Source organism: Streptomyces inhibens (assembly GCF_022221585.1).
In the GTDB taxonomy this organism is placed as follows: Bacteria; Actinomycetota; Actinomycetes; order Streptomycetales; family Streptomycetaceae; genus Streptomyces; species Streptomyces inhibens.
On the sequence record NZ_CP084681.1, the window covers coordinates 246084 to 270340 of the forward strand.

The window sequence follows — 24257 nt, forward strand, 5'->3', positions numbered from 1 at the left end:
GACCAGCCCCTGCTGCGGGCTGGTCGGCGGGGCTGCGGTTGGGGTTGCTTAGGTGGTCACGCCTGGCTGGCGCCGGGGCAGTTCGGCGTGCCGCACCGCCTCGGAGGCCAGGGCGATGCCCACGCCCAGGCTGGCGAAGATGTCGCAGCCGACGAACACCGGGGCGGCCCCCCAGCCTCCTATAGCGGCGCCGACCAGCGGGTAGCTGAGGGGGGCGAGACCGACCATGGTGAGCATGACGACGGAGGTGACCCGGCCAAGATAGGCCGGGTCCGCCGCCGTCTGTATGAGGGCGTTGTCCAGACTGCCGAAGACTCCCGCACACAGTCCGATGACCGCAGCCAGCACCACGGCGAGCCACAGGGTAGGCACCAGCGCGATCGTGGCCGCGCCCGCGCAGCCCACGAGCAGCGTCCCCGCCATCATCAGGCCGGCACGGGGTTCGGCGGCGGTCGACGGGTGGGGGCCGGCGGCCACGGTGTTCGCCGAGCCCGCTCCCGCGCCGCGCCGTCCGGCCCCGGAGCCCATCCGCCGGCCGCAACCGCGGGCGCGGGCCACGACTCTGTCGGGAATCTTGAGGTTCGGGGTCATTCACCCTGCCTCCACCACAGGGGCCGGGGCAGTCCTCGTTTGTCGAGGTACTGCTGGAACGCCGTGGGCGGGCGCGCGGGCCGCCAATCTATCGCCGGGCACTGAGACGGCCATGGCCCACCACGCGCCGGGGGTGCTGGACGAGCACTTCCTGGTCGACGGGCGCGGCAGGTTCCGGCCGCGCACCGAGCGCGATGGCCGGCCGCCGTCGCGGGTGCGGATCGAGGCCGCCCGCGCCAGTCGGCCATTTCCATAAACTATGAATATAAAAGTGCTATGCTTCGAGCATGAGTCGTCAAGACACCGCTCCTGGCGCGTCCGCCGCCATCGGGGCAGCCCTCTACGGCCTGGCCACCAGGGCCGCGCGACGCCTGCCCCGGGACATGAGCCTGACGTCCGCCGCCACCCTGGCCACCCTGGACCGGACCGGCCCGCGGCGCATCACCGATCTGGCCGCGGTCGAGGGCGTCACCCAGCCCGCGATGACCGCCCTGGTCCGGGTGATGGAGGAGTCCGGCCTGGTCGAGCGGCGGGGCGACGCGTCCGACAAGCGGGTCACGCTGGTGTGCCTGACCGAGGCCGGCGCCTCCTATGTCCGGACGCGGCGCCAGGCGGGCGTCCACGCGTTCGAGCGGTTGATCGGCGAGCTCACCGGCGACGAGGTCGAGGCGCTGGTGGCGGCCCTTCCGGCGCTGAAGCATCTGGCAGAGCTCGAAAGCCAGGACCGCGAAGGGCCGAAGCAGTGACCGGGCAGCCGGTCGGCGGGGTCGCGGTGAAGGCGTTCCCGGTGGCGCGTTCCGAGGCGCGGCTGCTGGTCCCCGCCCTGATGTTCATCGCTCTGGTCGTGGCGGCGGTCGCCAGCCTCGGGGCGCCGCTCATCACCAGCGTGGCGACCTCGTTCCACGTCTCGCTCGGCAGCGCGCAGTGGACGCTGACCGTCGCGCTGCTCAGCGGCGCCGTCGCCACGCCGGTCCTGGGCCGGCTCGGAGCCGGCCCGCACCGGCGGGCCACGATCCTCGCCACGCTGGCGGTCGTCGTCGCCGGCAGCGCGCTCACCGTGCTGCCGCTGCCGTTCGCGTGGCTGCTGGCCGGCAGGGCGGCCCAGGGCGTCGGGCTCGGGCTGACGGCGCTGATGATGGGCGTGGCCCGGGACCACCTCCCCGAGGAGCGCAGCGCGGCCGTGATCGCCCTGATCTCGGTGGTCTCGATCATCGGGGCCGGCGTCGGCTACCCGCTGGCCGCACTGCTCGCCGAGCTCGGCGGGGTACGGGCCGCCTACGGCCTCGGCCTGGTCGTCACCGCCGCCGCCCTCCTGACCGCGTGGCGCTCCATGCCCGAAGCCCCCGAAGGCCGCTCCGCCCACGTGGACGTGGCAGGCGCGGTCGTCCTGGCCGCTGCGCTGCTCCTGGTGCTGTTCCTCGCCGGCGAACGGAATCTGTGGAGCCGGCACCTCGCCGTGGCGGCGGGCCTCGCCGTCGTCGCGGTGGTGCTGCTCTGCGTCTGGGCCGTCATCGAGCTGCGCAGCACGACGCCCCTGGTCGATCTGCGGGCGGTGCGGCACCCGGCGGTCGCCGGGGCGAACCTCGCCATGTTCGTCGGCGGGATCGGCATGTACCTCCTGCTCACGCTCATCACCCGGTACGCGCAGACGCCGCACGGCGCCGGCTACGGCTTCGGGCTGACGACCTTCGTCGCCGGGCTGGTCCTCATCCCGTTCTCGGTGCTGGGGTTCGTCGCCGGCAAGCTCACGCCGCGGGTCCGGACGCGGATCACCGACCCCCTGCTCCTGGCCGGCAGCGCCGTCGTGGTCGGCGGCGGGTTCGCCCTGTTCGCGGCGGCCCGGTCGGACCTGGCCGAACTGTTCGCGGCGATGGGCGTGCTCGGCTTCGGCGTCGGCGGCTTCTCGGCCGCGATGCCCGGCGTCATCCTGGCCGTCACCCCCAAGAGCGAGACGTCGAGCGCCATGAGCTTCAACTACGTCGTCCGCAGCGTCGGGTACTCCCTGGGCAGCGCCATCGGCGGCCTGATCCTCGCCGCGGGCACCGGCCCCGGCCACCTCTTCCCCGACGACAGCGCCTACACCACCGCGGCGCTGGTCGGCATCGGCGCCATGGCGATCACGACGCTGACAAGCCTCGCTCTCGCCCGCCGACGCTCGTCCGAGACCAACTCGTAAGTCAGATGCACTCATCCCAACACTGGAGGTTCCATGCCCAAGGGCTACTGGGTCAGCGTCTACCGCACCATTTCAGACCCTGAGAAGCTGGCTGCTTACGACAAGCTGGCCGGTCCGGCCGTCCGGGCCGGGGGCGGTCGGACCCTCGTCCGTGGCGGTCGGGTCGTGGCGCATGACGCCGGAATCGCCGAGCCCGAGCGCACCGTCCTGGTCGAGTTCGACAGCTTCGAGCAGGCCGTCGCGGCGCGCGAGAGTGCGGCCTACCAGGAGGCGCTGGTCGCCCTCTCCGACGGCGTCGAGCGCGACTTCCGCATCGTCGAAGGCATCGACTGACCGAGGTCCAGTCGGATCTTCACTGAAGCTCAACTTGACTGCCGCTGACGAGGTCAGCGCCGACTGTCTCCAGGGGCAAGCAAGCTGGTGACCTCGGCGATTGCCTCCGCCGAGGGGTGGAAATAGCGCCGTACGTTCTCCGGTTTCTTGTGCCGTGACTTGGCCATAAGCATCGGCAGGCTGGCTCCGGCCTCGCCGAGATGAGTGAGCCCGGAGTGGCGCCATTCGTGCAGGTCCCAGCCCGCGCCCTGCACGCCGGCGAGTGCCGTATGAGCGTCGAGCATGGCGCGAGCCTGCCCGTACGACAGCCGCGCGAGTCCGGTGTCCGGGCAGACGTCGCGCGGGCTGACGACCTTGCCGGGGCCCGGCTTGCGGTGGGTGACGAACACCGGCCCGCGGGTGCGGCCCTTGATCAGGCGGGGCAGAAGACGGGCGGTGCCGGCGTCCCAGAACACAGTCTCCAGCACGAAGTCCTCGCGCGGGGCGCCCCGGCGCCGGGTGCGAGGCCGGGCGCCCTTCGACTTCACCGGGGCTCGGCGGCCGGCCAGGTCCAGCTCCTCAATGTTGACGCCGAGGACCTCCTCCGCCCGCGCGCACGTCTCATACAGCATCCGCCACAGAGTCTTCTCCCGAAGATGGACGTCACGGCGGGCGATCAGCCGGTCGATCGCCATCTTTGACCTGGCCGGGGTGTCGGAGTCCGGTGGGGGCAGCCGCTTCGTCCAGGCCGGGACCACAGGGCCGTCGTAGCCGCGTTCGGCGCACCAGCCAAGCCAGGAAAGCACCGCCGCGCGACGGGCGTTCCAGGTGTTGACCGCCGCGCTGCCCCACAACTGTTCCAGGGCCTCGCCGATCTCGTCATCCGCGATCGTCGCGAGCGGCCGGTTCTCGCCGAGGCGTTCGGCGGTCTTGCCGATCCCGGTGCTGTAGCTGCGGAGGGTGTTCGGGTTGTCGAGCGGGTCGAGGAACGTGTCTGCGGCGGTCCGTACGGTCAGCGCCTTCCCGGCGGGCGGTCGTACGACGGCGGGCACCGCTTCCCCCTTGCCACAGATAACAGGGTCGCTTCGTGCACGGCCCCGCAGACGTCGCCGCAGGCCGCGATCAGCGATGGCACAGATAATAGGGCGTTATCTGCGGGAAGACTTCAGACAGGTCCGGCCGCCGACGATCCGTCAGCCGTCCACCAGGGTCGATCGAGGCTTAGCGCCGGTTTTCGTTCCGATGTTCCTCAACCCCCGTCCCAGGTGGCCACGGTCTTCGCAGGAGGCGCCGTGATCTTCGGGACGGCACCGAAGTCCGAGTACTCCTCGACCAGGGCCTCCTGCCCCTTCTTGCCCTTACCGGACTCCTGGGACTTGAGGACGAGATCGTCCTTGCCGACCCACATATCGATGACGACCGAGTTCATACCCTGCTTCTTGGCCAGCTCGACGTAGTAGTCACGCACGTCCTTCTTGATGGCGGGCCCGGTGTACTTGGCCAGCTCATCGAGAACAACCGTGCCGCGGTAGTGGTCGGCCGGGTGGCCGCCGACCTTTTCCTCGCCGACCCACTTGGTGGACTCGGTCGCGGCGAGTGCACCGGCGAACTCACGGATGTATCCCGCCGCCCGTGAATCGCTGGAGTCGCTGTCGCCACCGAGATCCATGGTGTACCAGCTCTTGCCGGGGACCTTGTCCGACTTCACATAGGTCGCGCCGCCCAGGAAAATCATGTGGTGGAAACCGCTGGGGTTGATCGGGGATTTCTTTCCCCACGCCTTGATGACCGTGGCGGCCGGCTCCTTCTGGAAGAGCATCTCGGACCTGTCCGAGCCGCCCTCCCCCGTCTGAACCGTCTTGTAAGAGGTCTGCTTCCCCGTCTTCTTGGCCGCCGCCATGAGCACAGCGCGGGCGTCCGTCCGCCTGCCGTCCGCCTCGTTCTTACCCCGACTCGCACCACCGCGATAGGACTCGCCGCCGCACCCCACCAGAACCATCGTGAGCGCCGCCCCCGCGACTGCCACCACGATGCCCTTCCCCTTCACCTGCACAGATTGCATTCCTTAGTCAATTGTTCTGCTTTTTGCGCGATCCCAGCCGTTTGCCCAGGTAGGTCAGCCAGTGAATAATTTTCCTGAGGAGCCGTCATTTCCAGGGCTGGTTGAGGAGATCCAGCAGGACGGACTGTCGGCAGTGTTCACGAGCGCGATTCCGAGGCTGGTGGGGCTGTGCAGCGCGGTGTTGCGATGCCGAACGGTGCTGATCAGTCCGGCCTCGCGCAGAACCGTGGCGTGTTCGCTGGCGCTGGGCGGGGCGATGCCGGTGAGAGCGGCGAGTTCTTTGGTGGAGCACCCGGGGTGTTCGGCGATGGCGTTCAGCACCGCCGCTCTGGTGTTTCCCAGAAGCGCCGAGAGTGCGACCGCGGAACTCGACGTGGTCGGCTTGGCCGTAAGGAGGAAGAGCCGGCGCAGGGGCTGGTCATGGGCCACCGGGTAGGTGACGGTGGGCTGAGACTGGGCATGGGTGTCGTCGGCGACGATGGAACGTGTGGCGAACAGCGACGGCACCAGCACAATGCCCTGCCCCTCCAAGTGCAGGTCGTGCTCGATTCTGTTCCGGATTTCCAGCACCGGCGGGTTCCACCGCACCCATTGCGGATTGGCCTGGCAGAGCAAGCGCTCGACGCCGCCACTGAGGAATTGGCGCACACGCACGGTTCGATCGGCTGTGAACCGGCCGATGATCTGAGTCCAGTAGGAGCTCATCAACTGCGTGTAGAGGTCGCCGAGGCCGTCGTAGAGCTCCTCCCGGAGCTCCGCGTCGTCCGACAGCCGGCGGGCCCACGCGGGGACGGGCTGGTTCTCTGCGATCACGGCCATCTCCGCGTGGATCAGCTTGCGTGGCGTGGCGCGCACCTGTTCCAGGAGTTCCTCCGGCCCTCCCGCCTGCGCGGGGGTGAGGAAGGTCGGCGACCAACCGACCGGCGGGATCAGGGACAGAGCCATCCGCGCACGGGCTGACAGCTGCGCGCGCGAGCGTCGCCGCCAGGTATCCAGCAGCCGGGACTGACCACGGTCCTGCAGCACCCGTGCCGCCATGCTCAACTCCGACAACGGCATCGGCGCCTCAGCCAGCCGCGTGCGCGCCAGATCGTGGCTGGTGAAGTGGATGCGGTAGACCACGATCCCCCCATGCTGAACAGCTCCTGGCAATTCTTCCCGAATGTCGTTGTTCGGGCCAGACCGAATCAGGTCGGGATCCCCGTGGTCCGGTGCCACGCTCCTCGTAAGGCCACCCCATCGCACCGCGAAGCCGCCAACGGCCCGACGGTGCCTGCCTTCTCGCCGGCCGAGCCGGCCGGAGAGCCGTACCACCAGGAAGAAGGGATCACGAACATGCGAGGAATCAGGCGACTGGCCGTGGCTTCCGCCACCGTGGCACTGAGCGCGGGCCTGCTGCTGACGCCCACCGCATCCGCCGACGCCCAGCCGTCCAGCATCAACGACTGCGGTCAGGGCTGGATGTGTCTGTGGACCGGCAAGAACTTCTCGGGGCGCAAGATGCAGTATCGCGACGCGGGTCGTTGGCAGAACCTGCCGGCCCAGGCGTTCTCGTACTACGACAACCGCGGCGACGACGCGGCGGTCGCGCCCGGCAGCGGAGGTTCCGGCGGCAAGACCTGCGTCGACGGTCACTCCAGGAATTCCTACGCCCACAGCGGCGTCAAGTCGGTGTATCTCGCGCACACCGGCGACAACTGCTGACGTCGTCAGCGGCAACCGCGAACCGATACGCCCGACGCAACACGGCGCTGGACGGGGGGGGTAGCGCCGGCAGTCGGGGACGTCGGCACCGTGCGGATCAGGGCGCCGGGCAGTGGTACTTCAACCCCTGCCCGGCGCCCGCCGTCTGCTGCCCGCCGGTAGCGCCACCACCGGCTGTCAATGCCGCCACCGAGCCGAATTGCGTGCCCAGCAGGCCGGGCCGACACTGGGAGCAGCCGTGATAGGCCAGGCAGGGCACGAAAGGTTTGGGGATGACCAGTTACCCTCCGGGATTGCCCGAGTGGTTCTTCTCCGGGCGCGTCTGATGCGCATCGCACAAGGCCGGATGCATAAAGAAGCCGGACGGCACCGACAGCTCCGATAACTTTCCGACCTCGTGTCGCTTTTTCCGTTTCTGGGACCGAATGTCGATGGGCTGCCCCGAGGCGACGCGGGAGGCGTGAATCGATGGGAGTGCCATGAAGGTCTACGAGGCTGTCGTCAAGGGGCTCGAAAGCGCGGGGGTCGATACAGCTTTCGGCGGCAATGGTGAGAACATCGCCAGCTTGATGCTGGCGCTCAAGCATTCGCGGAAGATCCGGCCGATCATGACCCGGCATGAGCAGGCCGCGTCGTTCATGGCGTGTGGCTACGCGATGTACACGAACCGGCTGGGGGTCTGCTTCGCGACCGTCGGTCCCGGCGCGTTCAATCTGTTCTCCGGCCTTGCGGTCGCACTCTCGGATTCCTATCCGGTGTTGGCCCTTACCGGTTTCGTCGCTCTCGACTGGCGCGGGCGTGGTGCGGTGAACGACACCTCCGGTGTGAACCGTACGCCCGACTCGCAGGCGATGTTCGCCGCGACGACCAAGGGGTCCTATCTGATCACCGATGTCGCCGATACCTGCGATGTGCTGGAAGAGGCCGTGAACCTCGCTTTCGAAGGGCGGCCGGGTCCGGTCCACATTCACGTTCCGCAGAACCTCACGTACCGCGGCGTGACCGTGGACGATTACCACGACGTCAGGGTGGACGTGGCGCAGGTGCGGCCCGAGCCGGAGCAGGTCGAGGTGATCGCCGGGGTGCTGGCGGACGCCTTGCGGGACCGGCGCCGGATCGTCGTCCTCGCCGGTTTCGGCACGATCCGCAGTCACGCGGAGGCGGCGGTGCAGCGCTTTGTCGAGCGTTTCCAGATTCCGCTCGTCACCACCATGGACGGCAAAGGTGTTATCGCCGAAACCCACCCGCTGGCGGTGGGGGTCTTTTCGGAGAGCGGCCACGCGAGCGCCTGGAAGGTGTTCCGCGAGGCCGACGTCGTCCTGGCCGTCGGCAACTCACTGAATCAGCATGCGACGTTCGGACTGCGCAAGGATCTGTTCGACGGGAAGGTACTCATCCAGGTCAATATCGCGGCGAGCGAGATCGGCAAGACCTACGCCCCTGCGCACGCACTCGTCTCCGACGCGCGTCTGGCGGTCGAGGCGATCACCGAAGCCCTGGAGAAGAAGGTCGGCGCGGTCGAGCCCGTCGATGTCGTGGGCCAGGACTACGAGGCACGACGCATACCGCGCCATCCCCACGCGATCCATCCGGGCCGGTTGGCGCAGGCGATCGGCCGTATGTTGCCGGAGCGCGGTGTGGTGCTCGCCGATGCCGGGGCGCATCTGGCGTGGCTGGGCTACTACGTGGACCTGGAGAAGGGCCAGAACTTCCGTAAGACGGGCACCTTCGGGCCGATGGCCGCGCACGTCAACGGCGCGATCGGCGTGAAGTTGGCCCAGCCCGACCGGACGGTCGTCGTCGGGTGCGGCGACGGCTGCTACTCGCTGTCCGGCTTCGAGTTGATGACCGCCGTTCAGAACGACGTGCCGGTGATCTGGGTGATCTTCAACGACGACGAGTACAAGCTCGTGAAGCTGTATCAGGTGGCGACGTACGGCGAATCGGGCTTGGTGGACTTCCAGAACCCGGACTTCGCTGCGTACGCCAAGGCCTGCGGTGCCGACGGCCACCGGGTGGAGACGTTGGAGGAGTTCGAGGCGGCATTCGAGACGGCACTCACGTCGGGCAGACCGACAGTGATCGACGCCAAGATCACCCGGTGGGCTCTTCCGCACTACAGCTCGTCGCCGAAAGGCGTGGTCCCCGGCATCTGGGAGGCACTTGAGGACCGGTTCCGTCACGGGTGAGGGAACCGGCAACGCCGCGGCGGGCCACCGCACCGGTCGCGACACCGGAACCTCGGGGACATATGAAGGGCACGGATGAGGGAGTGCCGATGAGAGTCTACGAGGCCATCGTCAAGGGGCTGGAAGGCGTCGGCGTGCAGGCCGCTTTCGGTGGTGCCGGGGAGAACGCCGCCGGCCTGATGCTGGCGCTGAAGCATTCGCGGCAGATCCGGCCGGTCATCACGCGACACGAGCAGGCCGCGTCGTTCATGGCCTGTGGTGACGCGATGTACACCAACCGGCTGGGCTTCTGCTTCGCAACGGCCGGGCCCGGCGCATTCAACCTGTTCTCCGGGCTGGCCGTGGCGATGTCCGACTCCTATCCGGTGCTCGCCGTCTCGGGATACGCGGCGCGGAACTGGCGGGGCTGGGGCTCGCTGAACGAGACCTCGGGCATGAACCGCACGCCCGACTCCCAGGCCATGTTCGCGGCAACGACCAAGAAGTCCTTCCTGCTCACCGACGTCGCCGACACCTGCGACGTCCTTGAGGAAGCGGTGAATATCGCCTTCGAGGGCAGGCCCGGTCCGGTGCACATCCATGTGCCCGAGGATTTGACCCATCACGGCGTCGAGGTGACGAATTTCCGGCCCATCCGGCTCGACATCGCGCCGGTGCTGCCCGACCCGGCACGCGTGGAGGAGATCGCATCGGTGCTGGCGGACGCCCTCGCACAGGGGCAGCGGATCGTGGCACTCGTCGGATTCGGCGCTGTTCGCAGTGGAGCGGGGACGGAGATCAAGCGGTTGATCGAACGGTTCCAGATTCCGCTGCTGACCACGCTGGACGGCAAGGGCATCGTGTCCGAGGGGCACCCGCTCTCGGTGGGCGTCTTTGCCGACAGTGGTCACTCAAGCGCTTGGAAGGCCTTCCGCGAGGCCGACGTCGTGCTGTGCATCGGGAATTCCCTCAACCAGCACGCCACATTCAATTACCGAGAAGACCTGTTCAAGAACAAGCTGCTCATCCATGTGAACATCTCCGAGACCGAGTTCCACAAGGCCTACCGGCCCGACTACCCGCTCCTGTCCGATGCGCGTCCGGCGGTGGCGGCACTCATCGAGGCGCTGGAGAAGAAAGTCGGCGAGGTCCCGGCGGTCGAGGTCGACGGCCGGGACTACGAGGCCCGGCACATCACCCATCTGACCGGGAACATCCACCCCGGAGAGCTTGCCCAGGCGATCGGCCGGATGCTGCCGCCGCAAGGTGTTCTGCTCGCCGACGCGGGCGCCCATCTGGCCTGGCTCGGCTACTACGTGGAGCTTGAGGAGGGGCAGAACTTCCGTAAGGCCGGTTCGTTCGGACCGATGGCCGGGCACGTCAACGGCGCCATCGGCCTGAAGGTCGCGCACCCGGAACGGACCGTCGTCGTCGGCTGCGGCGACGGGTGCTACTCGCTGTCCGGTTTTGAGCTGATGACGGCCGTCGAGCACGAGATCCCCGTGATCTGGGTCATCTTCGACGACCAGGAGTTCAAGTTGATCAAGCTTTTTCAGATCACGACATACGGGCAGACCGGTCTCGTCGAGTTCCAGAACCCGGACTTCGCGTCGTACGCGCGCGCGTGCGGCGCTGACGGCTACCGCGTCGAGACGCTCGACGAGTTCGAGGATGCCTTCCGTACGGCATTGGCTTCCGGCCGGCCCAGCGTCATCGACGCCAAGATCACGCGATGGGCCGTCCCGCACTACAGCCCCTCGCCCGACGGCGTGATCGCCGGTCTCGTCGAGACCCTCGAAGCACGCTTGCGCGACCGGTAGCCCACCACCTCGTCCCAGCTCCGGCCGACGACCGAGTGCCCGCCCGGGCCAGGGCACGCCGGCTGAGCTGCCGCCGTGAAGGGACATACGCATGACCGACCAGATGCGCACTCACCACCATGCCGGGCTCGACGCCCTCATGAACCACCCACTGCTCACCTCGATCTGGCGTCGCCGCACCCACCGGGTCAGCCGCGGCAGTTCCGTCGAGGCCGGCTCGATGAGCTGGACCTCCTCCGAACCGCGTACGCCCCTGACGGAACTGGAAGAGGCCCTGCTCATCGCCATGACAGGGTGCACCGGCCTCACCATGCCGGACCGTCCGTTCGCCGACCCCCGCAACGGCAAGCCGATCATGGCCAAACCCAACCTCAACATGGCCGGACGGACCGCGGGAAGCCCCGACAACGCCCAAGGCACACACTTCTTTCTGATCAACGACACCGGCACCTACTTCCTGCGCAAGTTGCCGCCTCCCATCGACGGTTCACCGACGGTGTTCGACGTGGAGACCCTGTGCGCACGCGCCGCCGAGGCGAAGGTGCAGCTGCTCGACCATCGCATCGACGTACCGCACGGGAACCGGGACTTCCCGGCCTACCTCGACTCCAACCGGTTCCTGTCGAACCTGCCGGGCACCACCGTGCTGTTCCCGGTGGTGGACCTGTCCCGGCAGTACATCAACGGCATGATGTACCTGCTGACCCAGCCCGACGGAGCACGGCCGACCATCGTCGACGACCGGAACTTCTACCGCCCCGCGGGCGTGAAGAAGTGGATGACGTCGGGATTCGTGAACAAGGACATCAAGCTCCCGCTCGGCACCATCTGGGCGATGCGCACGCAGATCGAGGCCGACCTGCTGCTGCAGAACCTCATGCTCACCGCGGATGCCATGGGACTCGGGGCGTGGATCCATGCCTCGCTCGCCCCGCCGATCATGCTGGGCGATCCGAAGTTCCGCGCCACCTACGGTGCGATGCTCGGCTTCGACTGGACCACGCCCCGGTGGAGGCCTGCCGACCTCCTGCGGTGGCAGGTGCCCTTGCCGCGCTACGCCGACCTGCGGGCGACCACGGTCGGCCTGCGTCACAACGGGGAGCATCTGATCAAGGCGATGTGCCCGCCGAACTACGACACCATGGGTGACGCGGTCGACGCCGTCGTAGCGGACAAGTTCGGACCGATGGGCATCTACAACGACGAGGGGCTGTTCGAACGCATCTACCGAGGCGAGTTCGGCGCCCAGTATCTGCGCCAGGCCAGCGACTACTCCGCCGATGTCATCGCCTGCACGCGCGACATCTGCACCTACATCTACGAGACCCACGGACGCTTTCCCGCACACTGCGACACGATCCACGCGCCAGGGGTCTGGCTGCAGGCCCATCACGTCGAGAACGGCTACTACGAGCGGTTCTTCCGCGACGGGCTGACCGAGGCCCATCAGATGCACGATCGCCACTGGCACACCGCCGGTTGACGGACGGGCGGTGTGCGAGCGTCAGCCGCGGCCGGCCCCGGAGTTGTTGCGGGTCGGCAGGATCGGGCGCCAGGGTACGAACACGCTGGCCGTGCGCGGCACGAAGCTCGCCAGCTCGGGGCAGTGCCGCAGCAGGACGCTCGTCATGTTGTTGTGTTCGATCCAGTCCATGCCGAGCGGTGTGTAGACCTCGGGCCGGAAGTCGACGGTGAGGAAGCGGTCGCTCCGCAGCCGCCGGGTGGCCATCAGGATGAAGATGCGGAATGCGGTGTCGCTGAAGCCGAATCCCTCGGGCGGATTCTCGGCGAAAAGGCCGACCATGGTGTCGATGTCGTCGACCGAGCGGTAGACGTCCTTGAGCCGTGCGACGGTCTCCTTGTCGGAGGACACGTCCTCGAAGCGCCGGATGCGCGATTTGTGCAGGCCGCTACGGAAGTCGTTGTAGCGCGGAACGCCGCGGCGCCGGGTGCGCACCAGGTCGACCACGGACAGGTCGATCACCTCGCCGTCCCGTTCGAACTCCTGGAGCGCGCGCGGGAAGTTGTGCAGCTTGATCGCTCCGGGGTTGGCAATGCCGAGTGAGTACAGCGAGTTCGCCAGGCCGGTCTTGCGCATCAGGGGTTCCGCGGCGGCGCCCTGCACATCACGGAAGCCCAGGGTGTCGATGCGGTGACCGAACCGGTGGTCGACGATCTCGAAGTCGTCCGGGATCAGCGGATGCATCCGGTAGACGGTGACGAAGTCCTCGGTGAGGGAGTACGGCACGCCGTACTGATCCGGGAGACTCTTGGGGATGCCGGTGAGCGCCTGCGCCTCGATCAGCCACATGCCCAGCTGGGTGAGCCAGTTCTTCGGCGGCCCCTGCCAATTGGTCGTCAAGGCGATCTCCAGCGCCTCGGTGGCCAGGATGGCGGGGGTCCAGTCGATGGTGTGGATCTTGGCGATGAGGGCGGAGACGACGAGCCGCGCCGTGTGATAGACCCGGTCCTGGTCCATATGCGGGTACGCCTGCCTCAACTCCTCGCACACGGCGTTGTGTTCGCGCGCGAAGAGGGTCTGCATAACGCTGAGGCCGAGCCACCAGCTCTCGTTGAAGCCGGTCAGCGGGAGGCCGTTGGGGCCGAGCGGCAGATGCCCCTCTTCCAGGCGCAGCGCGGCGCCGCCGTCCGGCTCCCGCAGGGACATCGCCAGCTGCCGGTCGTTGCCGTAGACCTCCGAACCGTCCCACCAATGGGAGGCGGTGTCGGCGAACAGGGCGGGCGGCCCGAGGCTGCCGGGCGCGTGCACGCCCTTGTTTTCGGCGAAGCGCATCACCTTTTCGGACGGCCCGCCAGGGGTATTACGCCAGGTGGAGCCGGGCGGCAGCGGCACCTCCACGCTCTTCGTGCCGACCGGGTAGCGCTGGTGATTGACCCAGTCGTGCACCTGGAACTGGATCCACGCGGCGGCCAGGACGTTCAGCGACCGGGCGGGCAGGAACGTGTCACGGTGCAGCAGCTGCTTGCTGACGGTGACGGGATTGGGGCTGTCGAACTGGTCGGGGCGGTAGACCGGTGGGAGGTTACGCCCGAACGTGGCACCGACGGCGCCCATCTTCGGCGCGGACAGGTCGTTGTAGGTGCCGTCGTAGCTGCGTGCCACCCGCAGTCGCTCATCGACGGGCTCGGGCACCGACTGCGTCTTCGGCGGGGCCTCGGGGATCTCGGTATCGATCAGGTTGTCCCGGCGCAGCGCCTGCCGGAGGGCCACGAGGTTGAGCAGGCTCAGCCGCGTGGGCAGCCGATGCCAGGGGACGAACCGGTTGAGAGCACGGAATCCGGCACGCAGCGGGATGCCGAGCACGACGTTGCGGCGTGGCTCCTCGGTGAGGAAGCGGTGCCCCTGGCGCAGGGCGCTGCTGGCCTCATACGCGGCTTTGCGGGCCCGGTTGAGGTTGCCCAGGGGGCGGAACTCCTCGGTGGTGTTCCACGGGTTGAAGGCGAGCTGCTCGACCCGCAGGGCGGCGGCGCGTGCCGTGGCGGTGTTCACGTCCTGGCGCGGGATGGTCAGCGTTGCCACCCGGATCACCGGCGTATCGCTCTCCTTCCACTCGACGGCCCCGTCCTCGATGGGCGTGCGCCTGCTGTCCACGTAGCGCTGTACGCACAGCTCGAAGACGATGTCCGCCGCGCCCAGGCGCTGCGCGAGCTCGCTGCGCAGGCGGTCGGGGTCGTTGCGGGAGCGGGAAGGGGACGGGGCCGGGGGCGCGCCCCCGGCGGGGCGGAGCTGGTAACGCACCGGTCCGGCATCGCCCCACAGGACGGCGCCGCGGCTCCAGTACGTTTCGAGCGCGAGGCTGCGCACCTCGCGCCGCGATCCGGCGCGTACGTTGCGCCGCATGCGCGCGGCCGTGGGCCGGCCGACCGCGAGGGGCAACTTGACGAACAGCGCGAACGCCTTGCGGGGCATCGAGTCGGCACCCGCCATGGCTTTCGCGAACGCGACGAACTCGTGTGCGTTGCGGGCGTGGGAGACCGGAAAGCTCGTCATGAGGAGGTCATGGGCCTCGTCGGACCCCGTCTGGATCCGCAGCGCCACACCGCGCAGGTCGGGTGTGGAGTCGGGCTGGCTTGCGCCGCTGGCATTGGAGAGCCGAACGGTGACGGGGTACTCGGCGCCGGGCCGGACGAAACCTGTCCGCAGGTCGTCGGGCAGCTCGTCATGGATCGTCAGCCGGGCGTTCTCGACGCCGAGGACGGCCTTCGCGTGGAAGGTCCGGGCGAGGTCGGTCGCCCCGCTCCGTTTCTTGATCTTGGTCTGCACCCGCATCAGGTCGCGGACAAGCCGCTCGACGAGCAGCCGCTCGGTCTCGGGCGTTCCACCGGCGTAGCGTTCGTACTGCCCGTCCTCATGCATCATTGCTTCCTTCTGACGGTGGCGCCCTCTCGTGGGGCGCGCGGACACGATCACGGCACGGCGGAACGAAGCGGCCACTCTGCCGCCAAATGTGTGTTATCAACCCACTTTTGATTATTTTGCGCTCTTCGGCGGACGGTGCCATGTGATGCGGGGCAGATGGGTGCATCCAAGGCCGCGCTCTCGGCGAATGGCAGTCCGGAACGCTGTGCCGAACGGGTGACTCCGGCCTCAGCTCCTGGAGGACGCCCGCCCGCGGCGACGATGTCGGCCCGCCCTCGGGTGCGGGGCGCCGCATGTGGTCGTGCGGCGCCCCGCATCCGGCCGTCACCGGTCGGACGGGACGGCGTCCGGCGCCGACAGCGTCGTCAGGCCCGCCGGCAGCGGCCGCGCATGGACCACGCCAAGCCGTTGCGTCGCCCGGGTGAGCGCGACGTACAGGTCGCTGTCCCCGAGTTCCTGCGGTTCCACGACGATCACCGCGTCGAATTCCAGGCCCTTGGCCTGCCGCGGGTCGATCAGCACCACCGGGCCGGTCAGATCCGGGGCAGGGCCGGTGGAGGCGGCCGGAAGGGCGGCGGACAGGGCCTCGTGGCGGGAGCGTGCGGCGATCACCGCGAGGCGGCCTTCGTTGCGGGTCTCCCCCGCGACGGCCTCGGCGACCGCGCGCGCCACGTCGTCGGCACGGCGCGCCCATGGGCGTATGCCCGTGGAGCGGATCGAGCGCGGCGGTTCGAAGGAGGGGTCCGTGGCCCGAGGCACCTGGGCCGCGATTTCCATGATCTCGGTCGGTGTGCGGTAGTTGACACCGAGCCTGACGTGCTGCCAGCGGTCGTCGACGTAGGGCGCGAGGATCGTCTCCCACGCGCCGCAGCCGCCCGGCTCCGCGGTCTGCGCCGGGTCGCCGACCAGCGTCATCGAGCGGGTCGGGCAGCGACGCATCAGCAGGCGCCACATCATCGCGGAGAGCTCCTGCGCCTCGTCCACGATGATGTGGCCGAAGGCCCAGGTGCGGTCGGCGGCGGCGCGTTCGGCGGCGCTGCGGTGGTCGGCCTCCTCGTGCCGGTCGGCGAGCCGTTCGGCGTCGACCAGGTCGTGCGCGGCCAGCACCTCGGAATCCTCATCGTCCCGGTCCTCGAACTCCTGGGTGCGGGAGCCGTAGGAGAGGTCGAGCACGCCCTGTGCGTACGCGATCCGCTCCTGGCGTTGCGCCTCGGCGGCGGCGCGGGCCGCCGAGTCGTCCTCACCGAGGAGTTCGGCGGCCTCGTCCAGCAGGGGAATGTCCGCGGGGGTCCAGTCACCGTCCGTGCGGCGGATCGCGTCCGCGTCGGCCTCCGGGAGGTGGACAGGGTCGGCGAGGAAGTCGGCGACCAGCTGCTGTGGCGTGCGGTCAGGCCACAACTCCTCGATGGCGCGGTGCACTTCGGGGCTGGTGGCCACGCCCTTGCCGAGCTGGGCGATGTCGTCGGGGCCCAGGAGGTTCGGCCCGCCGTAGGGGTCCGCGCCGATCCGGTCGGCCAGCTGGGCGGTGAGCGCGTCGATGACGCGGAACGCGAAGTGAGGGCGTGCCAGGTTGTGCGGCAGTCCGGTCTCCCGAGCCAGGCGCCGTGCCTCGTACGCCGTGTCCGCGTCCAGCCGCAGTTCACCGTCCTCGTGGTCGATGACGGTCACGGGGTCGGGCAGGGTCTGCCGGTCCCGTACGAAGCGCGCCAGGGCTTCCGCCATCGCAGCACTGCCCTTGACCTCGGCGGCCCTGGCGGTGTCCGTCCCGGTCGCGGTCACGCCCGGGAAGAGCTCGCCGGGTGTGGCGAGCAGGACCCCGGTCTCGCCGAGCGAGGGCAGCACCTCCGCGATATAGCCGAGGAATGCCGGGTTGGGACCGACGATCAGCACGGCACGGCGGGCCAGCTGCTCGCGGTGCGCGTAGAGCAGATAGGCGGCGCGGTGCAGTGCGACGACGGTCTTGCCGGTGCCGGGGCCGCCCTCCACGACGAGGATGCCGTGGTGCGGAGCGCGGATGATCCTGTCCTGCTCGGCCTGGATGGTCTGCACGATGTCGTGCATCCGGCCGGTGCGCGCCGCGTCCAGCGCGGCCAGCAACACGGCGTCCGCGTCGGCTCCCTCGTGGCCGGTGCGTACGGTATCGGCGAGGTCCAGGATCTCGTCGTGCAGTGCGGTGACCCGCCGGCCCTCGGTGGTGAGGTGACGCCTGCGACGCAGGCCCATCGGAGTGTGCCCGGTCGCGAGATAGAAGGGGCGGGCGACCTCGGCCCGCCAGTCGATGACAAGCGGCGTACGGTCCGCGTCATCGCGCCGGATACCGATACGGCCGATGTGGTGATCGCGGCCGTCGCGAAATGCGAGCCGGCCGAAGCACAGGCCGTTCTCACCGGCGTCGAAGGCTGCCAACAGACGGGACCGCTCGGTCACCAGCACATCGCGTTCCAGTCGTGCCTGGAAGTTGCTCCCCTCCTGTGGCAGGGCTTTGCGCACCGCCGTCTCGACTCCGGCCCGCAGTTCGGCGAGGCGCTCGTAGAGCAGATCAATGAATTCCTGCTCATTCCGCAATTCCTCGTTTGACAATTCGACTCCGCTCCGATACTCTTCGAAATGAAGAACGGGACTATGTCTTTTAGGCATTGAGACATAGAAACCCCCAATATACGCAGAGAAATACCCCGGCCGCCAATTCGGTCCGGGGTATTTCTGTGTCGCGCGAGAGTAACTGCGCGGCTGTGGGCCGCGGCCCACGAGGTGTCAGCCGGTCTGCAGGGCGGCGTCGTCGACGACGAAGCTGGTCTGGAGGCTGGCGTCCTCGGTGGCGGTGAAGGTCAGTGTGATGCGTTGTCCGATGTAGGGGCTCAGGTCCAGGGTGCGCTGGGTGTAGCCGTTCGAGGCGTCCGTGTTGGACAGGGTCGCCAGAGTGCTGTTACCCACCTTGACCTTGAAGGTGTCGTAGGCGACGTTCTGGGTTTCCTCGGTGTCGATGTGCAGCCAGTAGGTCAGGGTGGCTTTGCCGCATCCGGACGGCACGGTCACGGTCTGGCCGAGAGAGTCAGTGGCGGAGGAGCCGTAGCCGCCGAGCCAGGCGAATCTGCTGCCGCTGTGGGCGGACTGGCCCGTGTAGGCGCCGATCGCTCCGGTGTTGCCCGTCCACGGTGAGGTGCCGTTCTCGAACCCGCCGTTGACGAGCAGCTGTTGGCCGGTGCAGCCGCCGGCTCCCTTGACCGTCAGGGTGTAGGTCGTGGTGTGGGTGACGGACCCGGTGCCGGTGACGGTGAGGGTGTACGTGCCCGGTGCCGCGCTCGACGATGTGCCGACCGTCATGGTGGAGCTGCTGCCGGAGGTCACCGTGGTGGGGCTGAAGGAGACGGTGACACCGGCCGGAGCGCCCGAGGCCGACAGTTTCACCGTCTGGGCGGACCCGCCGGTGGTTGCCGTCGAGACCGTCGCGGTGGCCGAGGTGCCCGGATCGACGCTGCCGGTGGCGGGGCTGACGGCCAGCGAGAAGTCGTTCGCCGGGGTGGAGTTGGTGACGGCGAGCTTCCAGAGGGTGTAGGCGATGCCGTCGACGCTGCGGTTCAGTCCGGTGGCATTGATGTTGCCAGTGGTGTCACAGGACTGGTGGTAGCAGGAGTCGTAGGCACGGTTGGCGGTGCCGCCCCACTTGGTGGCCTGGGCCGAGGTCTTTCTGGCGCCGGCGCCCATCGCGTATCCGGAGGTCGGGATGCCCGCCTGCTCGAAGGAGTAGTCGTCGGAGCGCCCGGCGCCCTCGGTGTTCTCCTCCGGCTGGAGGCTGAGGGAGTCCCAGTACTCCTTCATGGGCTGTGCGGCGGTGGAGTTGAGGTGGTTGATGAAGTAGCCGCCGTTGGTCGAGGCGATCATGTCGAAGTTGTAGTACGCCTTGATCTTCGACCGGTCGGCGGACGAGAGGGAACCGACGTAGAAGTCCGAGCCGTTGAGGCCCTGCTCCTCGTCCGTCCACCAACCGAACCTGACCCGGGCGGCCATGGCGGGATTCTGCTCCGCCAACGTGAGGGCCGTCTCCAGCAGCGCGGCCGAGCCGGAGCCGTTGTCGTTGATGCCCGGGCCCGCCCCGACGCTGTCGAGGTGAGCGCCGAACATGTACACCATGGTGGCATCGCCCTGAGGCCATTCGGCGATCAGATTGGGGCCGGCCCCGGTGGCACAACCGGAGGTGCAGGGCTGCTCCGTGACGGTGTATCCGGCGGCCTGGAGCTTGCTCCTGACGTAGGCGACGGAGTCCCGGTAGCCCTGCCCGCTGGACCTGCGGGTACCGCCGTTGCGGGTGGCGATGTTGTTCAGCTCGGTCAGATGCGCCTGGACCTTGGCCACATCGATGTCCGGGGCCGCGATGGTGCTCGCCGCCTTGTGCGGGACGGGTATGCGGGCATGGTCGGCCGCCGGGAGCACGCGGGCGAGCGGTTTGGGGGGCGGATCCGCTTGCGGCGTGGCTGCGGCCGTGGGGGCTGCGGGCAGCGCAGCCGCTCCGAGGGTGACGGCGAGAAGTGCGCCGGTCACCGCGAGTCTTCGTAACACCATGGCTCCTTGAGGGGGTAGCGAGTTCTGCCGACGGAGGTTCTGGTGGAGCGCCGGATCATGGCAGCGGATTGCCGTCCTGCCGGCTCCGGCGATCCGGTGCGTTGCATGGCAGGAGGCGGCATGTTCATGACCCGAGCGGCCGTACCATCACACCGCGGCATCCACGGCGTCAACGGATGTGCCTGCGTGGAGCGGTGTTTGTCGAAAAGCGGCTGGCGCCGACCGATATCCGGTGACGCACCGCTCGCCACGGCCGGTCCCTGAAGTCGTCACCCGTGAGCGCGCCGGGAGCGGCCGGCGGCACCGTCTCTCTCCGCCCTACGGTGCCCCGTTGCCGCTGCCGGCCGGGGGTGAGCCGGCCGGCAGGCCGACGGCAGGAACCTCGTAGGTGCGCCTTCCGGCGATCCGCCACCAGATCCAGGCCAGTGCGAGCACCGAAAGCAGGGCGACCGGGGCGTAGTTGAACGTGGTGAGGGAGAGCAGTCCCGTCTCCGGGCGGGTCTGCGGCAGGCAGAACAGCACCGTCACAAGGGCCACCCAGGTCACGGCGATGCAGCCGACGGTCACACCCCACCGGCCGAGGTTCCAGGGGCCGGGCCGGAAGCGGTCGCGGTGCTTGATCCGCAGATAGATGGGGATCGCGTAGGCCGGGGTGATGCCGATGACATTGATGCTGGTGATCGCGGCGTACGCCGTCGAGCTGTACAGGCTTGGCAGTGCCAGCAGGGCCGCGGAGCCGGCGGACAGCCATACGGCGTTCCGTGGCGTGCCGGTGCGCGGGTGCACCCGCCGCCACAGGCCCGAGCCCGGCAGGGCGCCGTCCCGGCTGAACGCGAACACCATCCGGGACGCCGCGGCCGTCTCGGCATTGCCGCAGAACAGCTGTGCCGCGATCACGACCAGCAGCAGCGCCTTCGCACCGGCCGCGCCGAGCGCATCGAGGAAGATCTGCGCCGGCGGGACGCCGGATGCCGTGGCGCGAGTGGCGGCGTAGTCCTGGATGGCGAACGTCAGCCCGGCCAGCAGCACGAATCCCGCCACCCACGACCAGCCGATCGCCCGCATGATGCCACGGGCCGCGGACACCTGCGCGTTGGTGGTCTCCTCCGACAGATGGGCGCTCGCGTCGTAGCCGCAGAACGTGTACTGGGCGAGCAGCAGCCCGATCATCACCACGTACACCGAGGACGACCAGCCGGTGGAGTTCACGAACGCACCGAAGACGAAGGCGGCGGACCGGTGGTGCGCGGGCACGACGACCAGGACGCCGACGATCAGCGCGACACCACAGAGATGCCACCAGACGCTGATGCTGTTGAGAATGCTGACGAACCGGACACCGAAGAGGTTCAGGGTCGCGTGCAGGGTGAGGATGCACAGATAGATCACCATGATCGTGCCCGGGGTCGGCACGAAACCGAACTGCAGGTTGAGGAAGGCGCCGGTGAACAGCGCCGCGCCGTAGTCGATGCCGGCGATCGCGCCGAGCAGTCCCAGAAGGTTCAGCCAGCCGGTGTACCAGCCCCATCTGCGTCCGCCGAGCTGCTCCGCCTGGAAGTACAGCGCCCCTGACGTGGGATAGGCGGATGTCACTTCCGCCAGCCCCGCGCCGACGGACATCACCATCAGGCCGACACCGAGCCAGCCCCACATCATCACGGCCGGACCGCCGGTACCCAGCCCGAAGCCGTACAGGGTCATACAGCCGCTCAGGACGGAGATCACGGAGAAGCTGATGGCGAAGTTGCCGAACGACCCCATGCGGCGGGTCAGTACCGGTTCGTAGCCGAGTTCACGGAGATATGCGTCATCGGCCTGGGCATCAGCGGTGCGGCGGATCGGGCCTAAGGGGGACACCGGCGAACCTCCAGGGCGGGGGGAGATCGATCAGGTGCCAGTCGAGCGCATGCCGCCCCGGGGAGGGAAGTGGCCGGCAGGCCTTATGGGGCAGTGGCGGCGACCCGGGTTCAGGGGCTCGGGGAGGCCGACCGGGGCGCCGACGGGTCACCGGAAGGGCCTACGCCCACCGCAAGCCGCAGCCTCGTGATATCCGTCATATCGGCCTCGGCATGTACGAGGCCGGATAGTAGATGGCGGCCTGCGGACATATGGGATTTGTCCGTCTTGGTCAACGAATACCTCGCACGGGGGCGGGCGGCATTCGATCCGCTCGGCATTTTCGCTCGCGCATTCAGCACATAGGGGCTCCTGACGGAGCAACAGGAATTCCCGGATCTTTCACAATCCGGACCAGCATGCCCGTGCACACATGACAAGAGCCGTCCGGTACTACGAGGCGAGGTAGTACCGATCTTCATTGCAGTGCGTGCGCAGCCGCCCAAGAATGACGACCCGCAGGGCATCTCCGCAGCTCAGACGCAGGGATCGTGCCGTGCCAGCCATACCAGGGGCGCTTCGCAATTACCGAGTGAGGTCACGCATGAGGAAGCATCGCAGGAAGAGGCATTACCGGCAGATAACCATCGCCGCCTTCGCCATAGGCGCCGTGGGCGTCCCCTCCGTCGCCATGGCCTGTCTGGACGACGGACACCAGGAGAACAAGGGCGGTCACTCCTACGGCCACTGGAAGCACGCCTCTTCCCATCACTGGGCGGCAAAGGGCGGATGGAGCTCGAAGCCGACCGCGGGAGCGTCAAAGGCACCCGCCGCGTCGCCCAGTGCTTCGGCGAGCGCCGCCCCGGCGTCCAAGACCGCGGCCCGCGTGGTGGAACTCGTCAACAAAGAGCGAAGCAAGGCCGGCTGTTCACCGCTGACCGTGAACGCAAAACTGACAAAGGCCGCCCAAGCTCACAGCAAGGACATGGCCGACCATCGGAATATGTCGCACACGGGCTCCGACGGGTCATCTCCGGACGACCGGATCACGCGTGCCGGCTACAACTGGAGCGCTTACGGCGAGAATGTCGCCTACGGCTACTCCACTCCCGAGAGCGTGATGGCGGGCTGGATGTCCAGCCCCGGCCACAAGCGCAACATCCTTGACTGCTCCTTCAAGGAGATCGGCGTCGGCCTCGCACAGCCCGGCGATTACTGGACGCAGGACTTCGGAACGGCCCGATAACGGGCACAACGAATTCGGCCCTCAGCTCTCCTGCCGGATTTCGCATCCTCTCCCGTATCCTCCACACCCGCGCACCAGGCATATGAGGCCCTCGACCGGAATCCGGCCGGGGGCCTCATCGGCGCTCGGCCCTCCGCGACACAGCCGCGCCTCACGCGCCCGCCCGGTCGTCTTCGATCAGCAAGTGGCGAGGCCCGCGGAGCACCGGGCTGCGCCGATACGGAGGCGGGTCCTCGACCAGGCGCGGTTTGTCGAGGTGCTGGATGAGCGCGGTCAGGGCGAGCTGTGTCTCCATCCGGGCCAGTGGCGCACCGAAGCAGCTGTGGATGCCGCTGCCGAACCCGAGGTGCTGGTTGTCCTCGCGGGTCGGGTCGAAGCGGTCCGGGTCACGGAACCGCTGGGGGTCACGGTTGCCGGAGGCGAGCATCAGGATGAGCGGGGCGCCCTTGGGGATGGTGACGCCCAAGACCTCGATGTCGGCCAGCGGGGTGCGCTGCGGCAGCATCTGCACCGGTGGCTCGTAGCGCAGCAGCTCCTCCACCGCCTTCGGCATCAACGCCGGTTCGCTGCGGAGTCTGTCCAGCTCGTCGGGGTGGCGCAGCAAGGTGAGAATGCCGTTGGTGATCAGGTTGACGGTTGTCTCGTGCCCGGCGATGAGCAGCAGGACAGCGGTGGTCATGATTTCGAGCTGGGTGAGACGGCCGTCGGGGCTTTCGTCGTTGACGAAGGCGGAGAGCATGTCGTCGGAGGGGCGGTTACGGCGCTTCTCGGCGAGTTCTCCCAGATACAGGCCCATCGCCTTCCGGGCTTCCGAGCCCGCGCGTTGACGCTCGGCGGGGTCCTCCCCGGGGGTGGGGTCGAACCCGGCGACGATCGTGTCCGACCAGAGGCGGAACCGTGGCTCGTCCTCGGTCGGTACGCCCAGCAGCCGGCAGATCACCGTGACGGGGAGCGGGTAGGCGAAGTCGTCGACGATGTCGATCCGCTTCGTGCCCTCGAAGCCGGTGATGAGGTCCTTGACGATCCGGGTGATCTCGCCCTCCATGGCGTCGATCCGGCCCGGGGTGTGAGGCGGGCCGAAGGAGCGCATGGCGAGGCGGCGCAGCCGGTGGTGTTCGGGGTCGTCGAGCCCGATGAAGGACGGCGGAAGCCCCTGCTCGCCGGCCGCGGTCTCGTCCGGTACGGCGCGGTTGCGGCGGTCCGAACTGATCCGTGGGTCGTGGAGCAGCGCCGCGATCTCGTGGTACGTCCCGACCAGGTAGCTGCCGTCCTCCTGCCGTACCACTCCGGCCTCGCGGAGCTCGGCGTAGAGCGGATAGGGGTCGGCGCGGTGGGCGTAGTCGGTGATCCGACGGAACAGGGTGTCCGCAGCCATGGGCGGAGCCTCCTCATCGCGATGGA

The 24257-nt window shown here is 68.5% G+C and carries 16 protein-coding genes and 1 pseudogene; 8 read left to right on the forward strand and 9 right to left on the reverse strand.

Translation table 11 applies throughout. From position 1 onward, the window contains the following. Positions 1–48 precede the first annotated feature (48 nt). Positions 49–444 (reverse strand): annotated as a pseudogene (locus tag KI385_RS01220) (MFS transporter); the annotation flags it as partial. 530 nt (positions 445–974) lie between these two features. Between KI385_RS01220 and KI385_RS01225 the strand changes: the two are divergent. From KI385_RS01225 to KI385_RS01235, 3 genes are read left to right on the forward strand one after another with little or no spacing between them, the layout of a single operon-like run. Then, the gene (locus tag KI385_RS01225) at positions 975–1337 is read left to right on the forward strand and encodes a MarR family winged helix-turn-helix transcriptional regulator (RefSeq protein WP_014173936.1); all 363 of its coding nucleotides are present in this window, start codon (positions 975–977) and stop codon (positions 1335–1337) included. Next, positions 1334–2767: an MFS transporter gene (locus KI385_RS01230; protein WP_238570379.1), complete on the forward strand. Its 1434-nt coding sequence runs from the start codon at positions 1334–1336 to the stop codon at positions 2765–2767. Before KI385_RS01225 ends, KI385_RS01230 begins: the two co-directional genes overlap by 4 nt. A gap of 33 nt (positions 2768–2800) precedes the next feature. Next, positions 2801–3100 carry a DUF1330 domain-containing protein gene (locus KI385_RS01235; protein ID WP_238570380.1) on the forward strand — a complete coding sequence of 100 codons (300 nt, stop codon included), beginning with the start codon at positions 2801–2803 and terminating at the stop codon, positions 3098–3100. A 53-nt stretch (positions 3101–3153) separates the two neighbouring features. Here the strand turns inward: KI385_RS01235 and KI385_RS01240 are convergent, their stop codons facing one another. The 3 genes from KI385_RS01240 to KI385_RS01250 form a co-directional block, all read right to left on the reverse strand. Then, on the reverse strand, positions 3154–4131 hold the full coding sequence (locus KI385_RS01240; protein ID WP_238570381.1) for a tyrosine-type recombinase/integrase: 978 nt from the start codon (positions 4129–4131) through the stop codon (positions 3154–3156). Positions 4132–4328: 197 nt separating this feature from the next. Beyond that, positions 4329–5132: an SCO4651 family lipoprotein gene (locus KI385_RS01245; protein WP_238570382.1), complete on the reverse strand. Its 804-nt coding sequence runs from the start codon at positions 5130–5132 to the stop codon at positions 4329–4331. Between the two features lie 63 nt (positions 5133–5195). After that, on the reverse strand, positions 5196–6359 hold the full coding sequence (locus tag KI385_RS01250; protein ID WP_238570383.1) for a winged helix-turn-helix domain-containing protein: 1164 nt from the start codon (positions 6357–6359) through the stop codon (positions 5196–5198). A 117-nt stretch (positions 6360–6476) separates the two neighbouring features. Here KI385_RS01250 and KI385_RS01255 point away from each other — a divergent pair, with 117 nt between their 5' ends. The 4 genes from KI385_RS01255 to KI385_RS01270 all read left to right on the forward strand — a co-directional run bounded on the left by KI385_RS01255 (position 6477) and on the right by KI385_RS01270 (position 12316). Further along, entirely contained in the window at positions 6477–6845 is a 369-nt protein-coding gene (locus tag KI385_RS01255) for a peptidase inhibitor family I36 protein (RefSeq protein ID WP_238570384.1), read from the forward strand. A gap of 479 nt (positions 6846–7324) precedes the next feature. Beyond that, positions 7325–9034, forward strand: coding sequence for a thiamine pyrophosphate-binding protein (locus tag KI385_RS01260; RefSeq protein WP_238570385.1), 1710 nt, complete (start codon positions 7325–7327; stop codon positions 9032–9034). Positions 9035–9096: 62 nt separating this feature from the next. Continuing rightward, positions 9097–10833: a thiamine pyrophosphate-binding protein gene (locus tag KI385_RS01265; RefSeq protein ID WP_238570386.1), complete on the forward strand. Its 1737-nt coding sequence runs from the start codon at positions 9097–9099 to the stop codon at positions 10831–10833. Between the two features lie 91 nt (positions 10834–10924). Beyond that, positions 10925–12316, forward strand: coding sequence for a hypothetical protein (locus KI385_RS01270; protein ID WP_238570387.1), 1392 nt, complete (start codon positions 10925–10927; stop codon positions 12314–12316). A 21-nt stretch (positions 12317–12337) separates the two neighbouring features. Here KI385_RS01270 and KI385_RS01275 read toward each other — a convergent pair whose 3' ends face one another. The 4 genes from KI385_RS01275 to KI385_RS01290 form a co-directional block, all read right to left on the reverse strand. After that, positions 12338–15211 (reverse strand): peroxidase family protein, encoded by a 2874-nt coding sequence (locus KI385_RS01275; RefSeq protein WP_238570388.1) that lies wholly within the window; start codon positions 15209–15211, stop codon positions 12338–12340. Between the two features lie 327 nt (positions 15212–15538). Next, positions 15539–17779, reverse strand: coding sequence for a HelD family protein (locus KI385_RS01280; RefSeq protein WP_238577512.1), 2241 nt, complete (start codon positions 17777–17779; stop codon positions 15539–15541). Between the two features lie 189 nt (positions 17780–17968). Then, positions 17969–19774, reverse strand: coding sequence for a M28 family peptidase (locus KI385_RS01285; RefSeq protein ID WP_238570389.1), 1806 nt, complete (start codon positions 19772–19774; stop codon positions 17969–17971). A gap of 318 nt (positions 19775–20092) precedes the next feature. Then, entirely contained in the window at positions 20093–21631 is a 1539-nt protein-coding gene (locus KI385_RS01290) for an amino acid permease (protein ID WP_238570390.1), read from the reverse strand. 583 nt (positions 21632–22214) lie between these two features. Between KI385_RS01290 and KI385_RS01295 the strand changes: the two genes are divergently transcribed. After that, positions 22215–22856 (forward strand): CAP domain-containing protein, encoded by a 642-nt coding sequence (locus KI385_RS01295; protein WP_238570391.1) that lies wholly within the window; start codon positions 22215–22217, stop codon positions 22854–22856. 151 nt (positions 22857–23007) lie between these two features. Here the strand turns inward: KI385_RS01295 and KI385_RS01300 are convergent, their stop codons facing one another. Continuing rightward, positions 23008–24231: a cytochrome P450 gene (locus KI385_RS01300; protein ID WP_238570392.1), complete on the reverse strand. Its 1224-nt coding sequence runs from the start codon at positions 24229–24231 to the stop codon at positions 23008–23010. Positions 24232–24257 lie beyond the last annotated feature (26 nt).

Coding starts and splice junctions, on each gene's coding strand:
- KI385_RS01270 (WP_238570387.1), top strand. CDS start 10,925: ATGACCGACCAGATGCGCACTCACCACCATGCCGGGCTCGACGCCCTC.
- KI385_RS01300 (WP_238570392.1), bottom strand. CDS start 24,231: ATGGCTGCGGACACCCTGTTCCGTCGGATCACCGACTACGCCCACCGC.
- KI385_RS01235 (WP_238570380.1), top strand. CDS start 2,801: ATGCCCAAGGGCTACTGGGTCAGCGTCTACCGCACCATTTCAGACCCT.
- KI385_RS01285 (WP_238570389.1), bottom strand. CDS start 19,774: ATGGTGTTACGAAGACTCGCGGTGACCGGCGCACTTCTCGCCGTCACC.
- KI385_RS01260 (WP_238570385.1), top strand. CDS start 7,325: ATGAAGGTCTACGAGGCTGTCGTCAAGGGGCTCGAAAGCGCGGGGGTC.
- KI385_RS01295 (WP_238570391.1), top strand. CDS start 22,215: ATGAGGAAGCATCGCAGGAAGAGGCATTACCGGCAGATAACCATCGCC.
- KI385_RS01275 (WP_238570388.1), bottom strand. CDS start 15,211: ATGCATGAGGACGGGCAGTACGAACGCTACGCCGGTGGAACGCCCGAG.
- KI385_RS01255 (WP_238570384.1), top strand. CDS start 6,477: ATGCGAGGAATCAGGCGACTGGCCGTGGCTTCCGCCACCGTGGCACTG.
- KI385_RS01225 (WP_014173936.1), top strand. CDS start 975: ATGAGCCTGACGTCCGCCGCCACCCTGGCCACCCTGGACCGGACCGGC.
- KI385_RS01265 (WP_238570386.1), top strand. CDS start 9,097: ATGAAGGGCACGGATGAGGGAGTGCCGATGAGAGTCTACGAGGCCATC.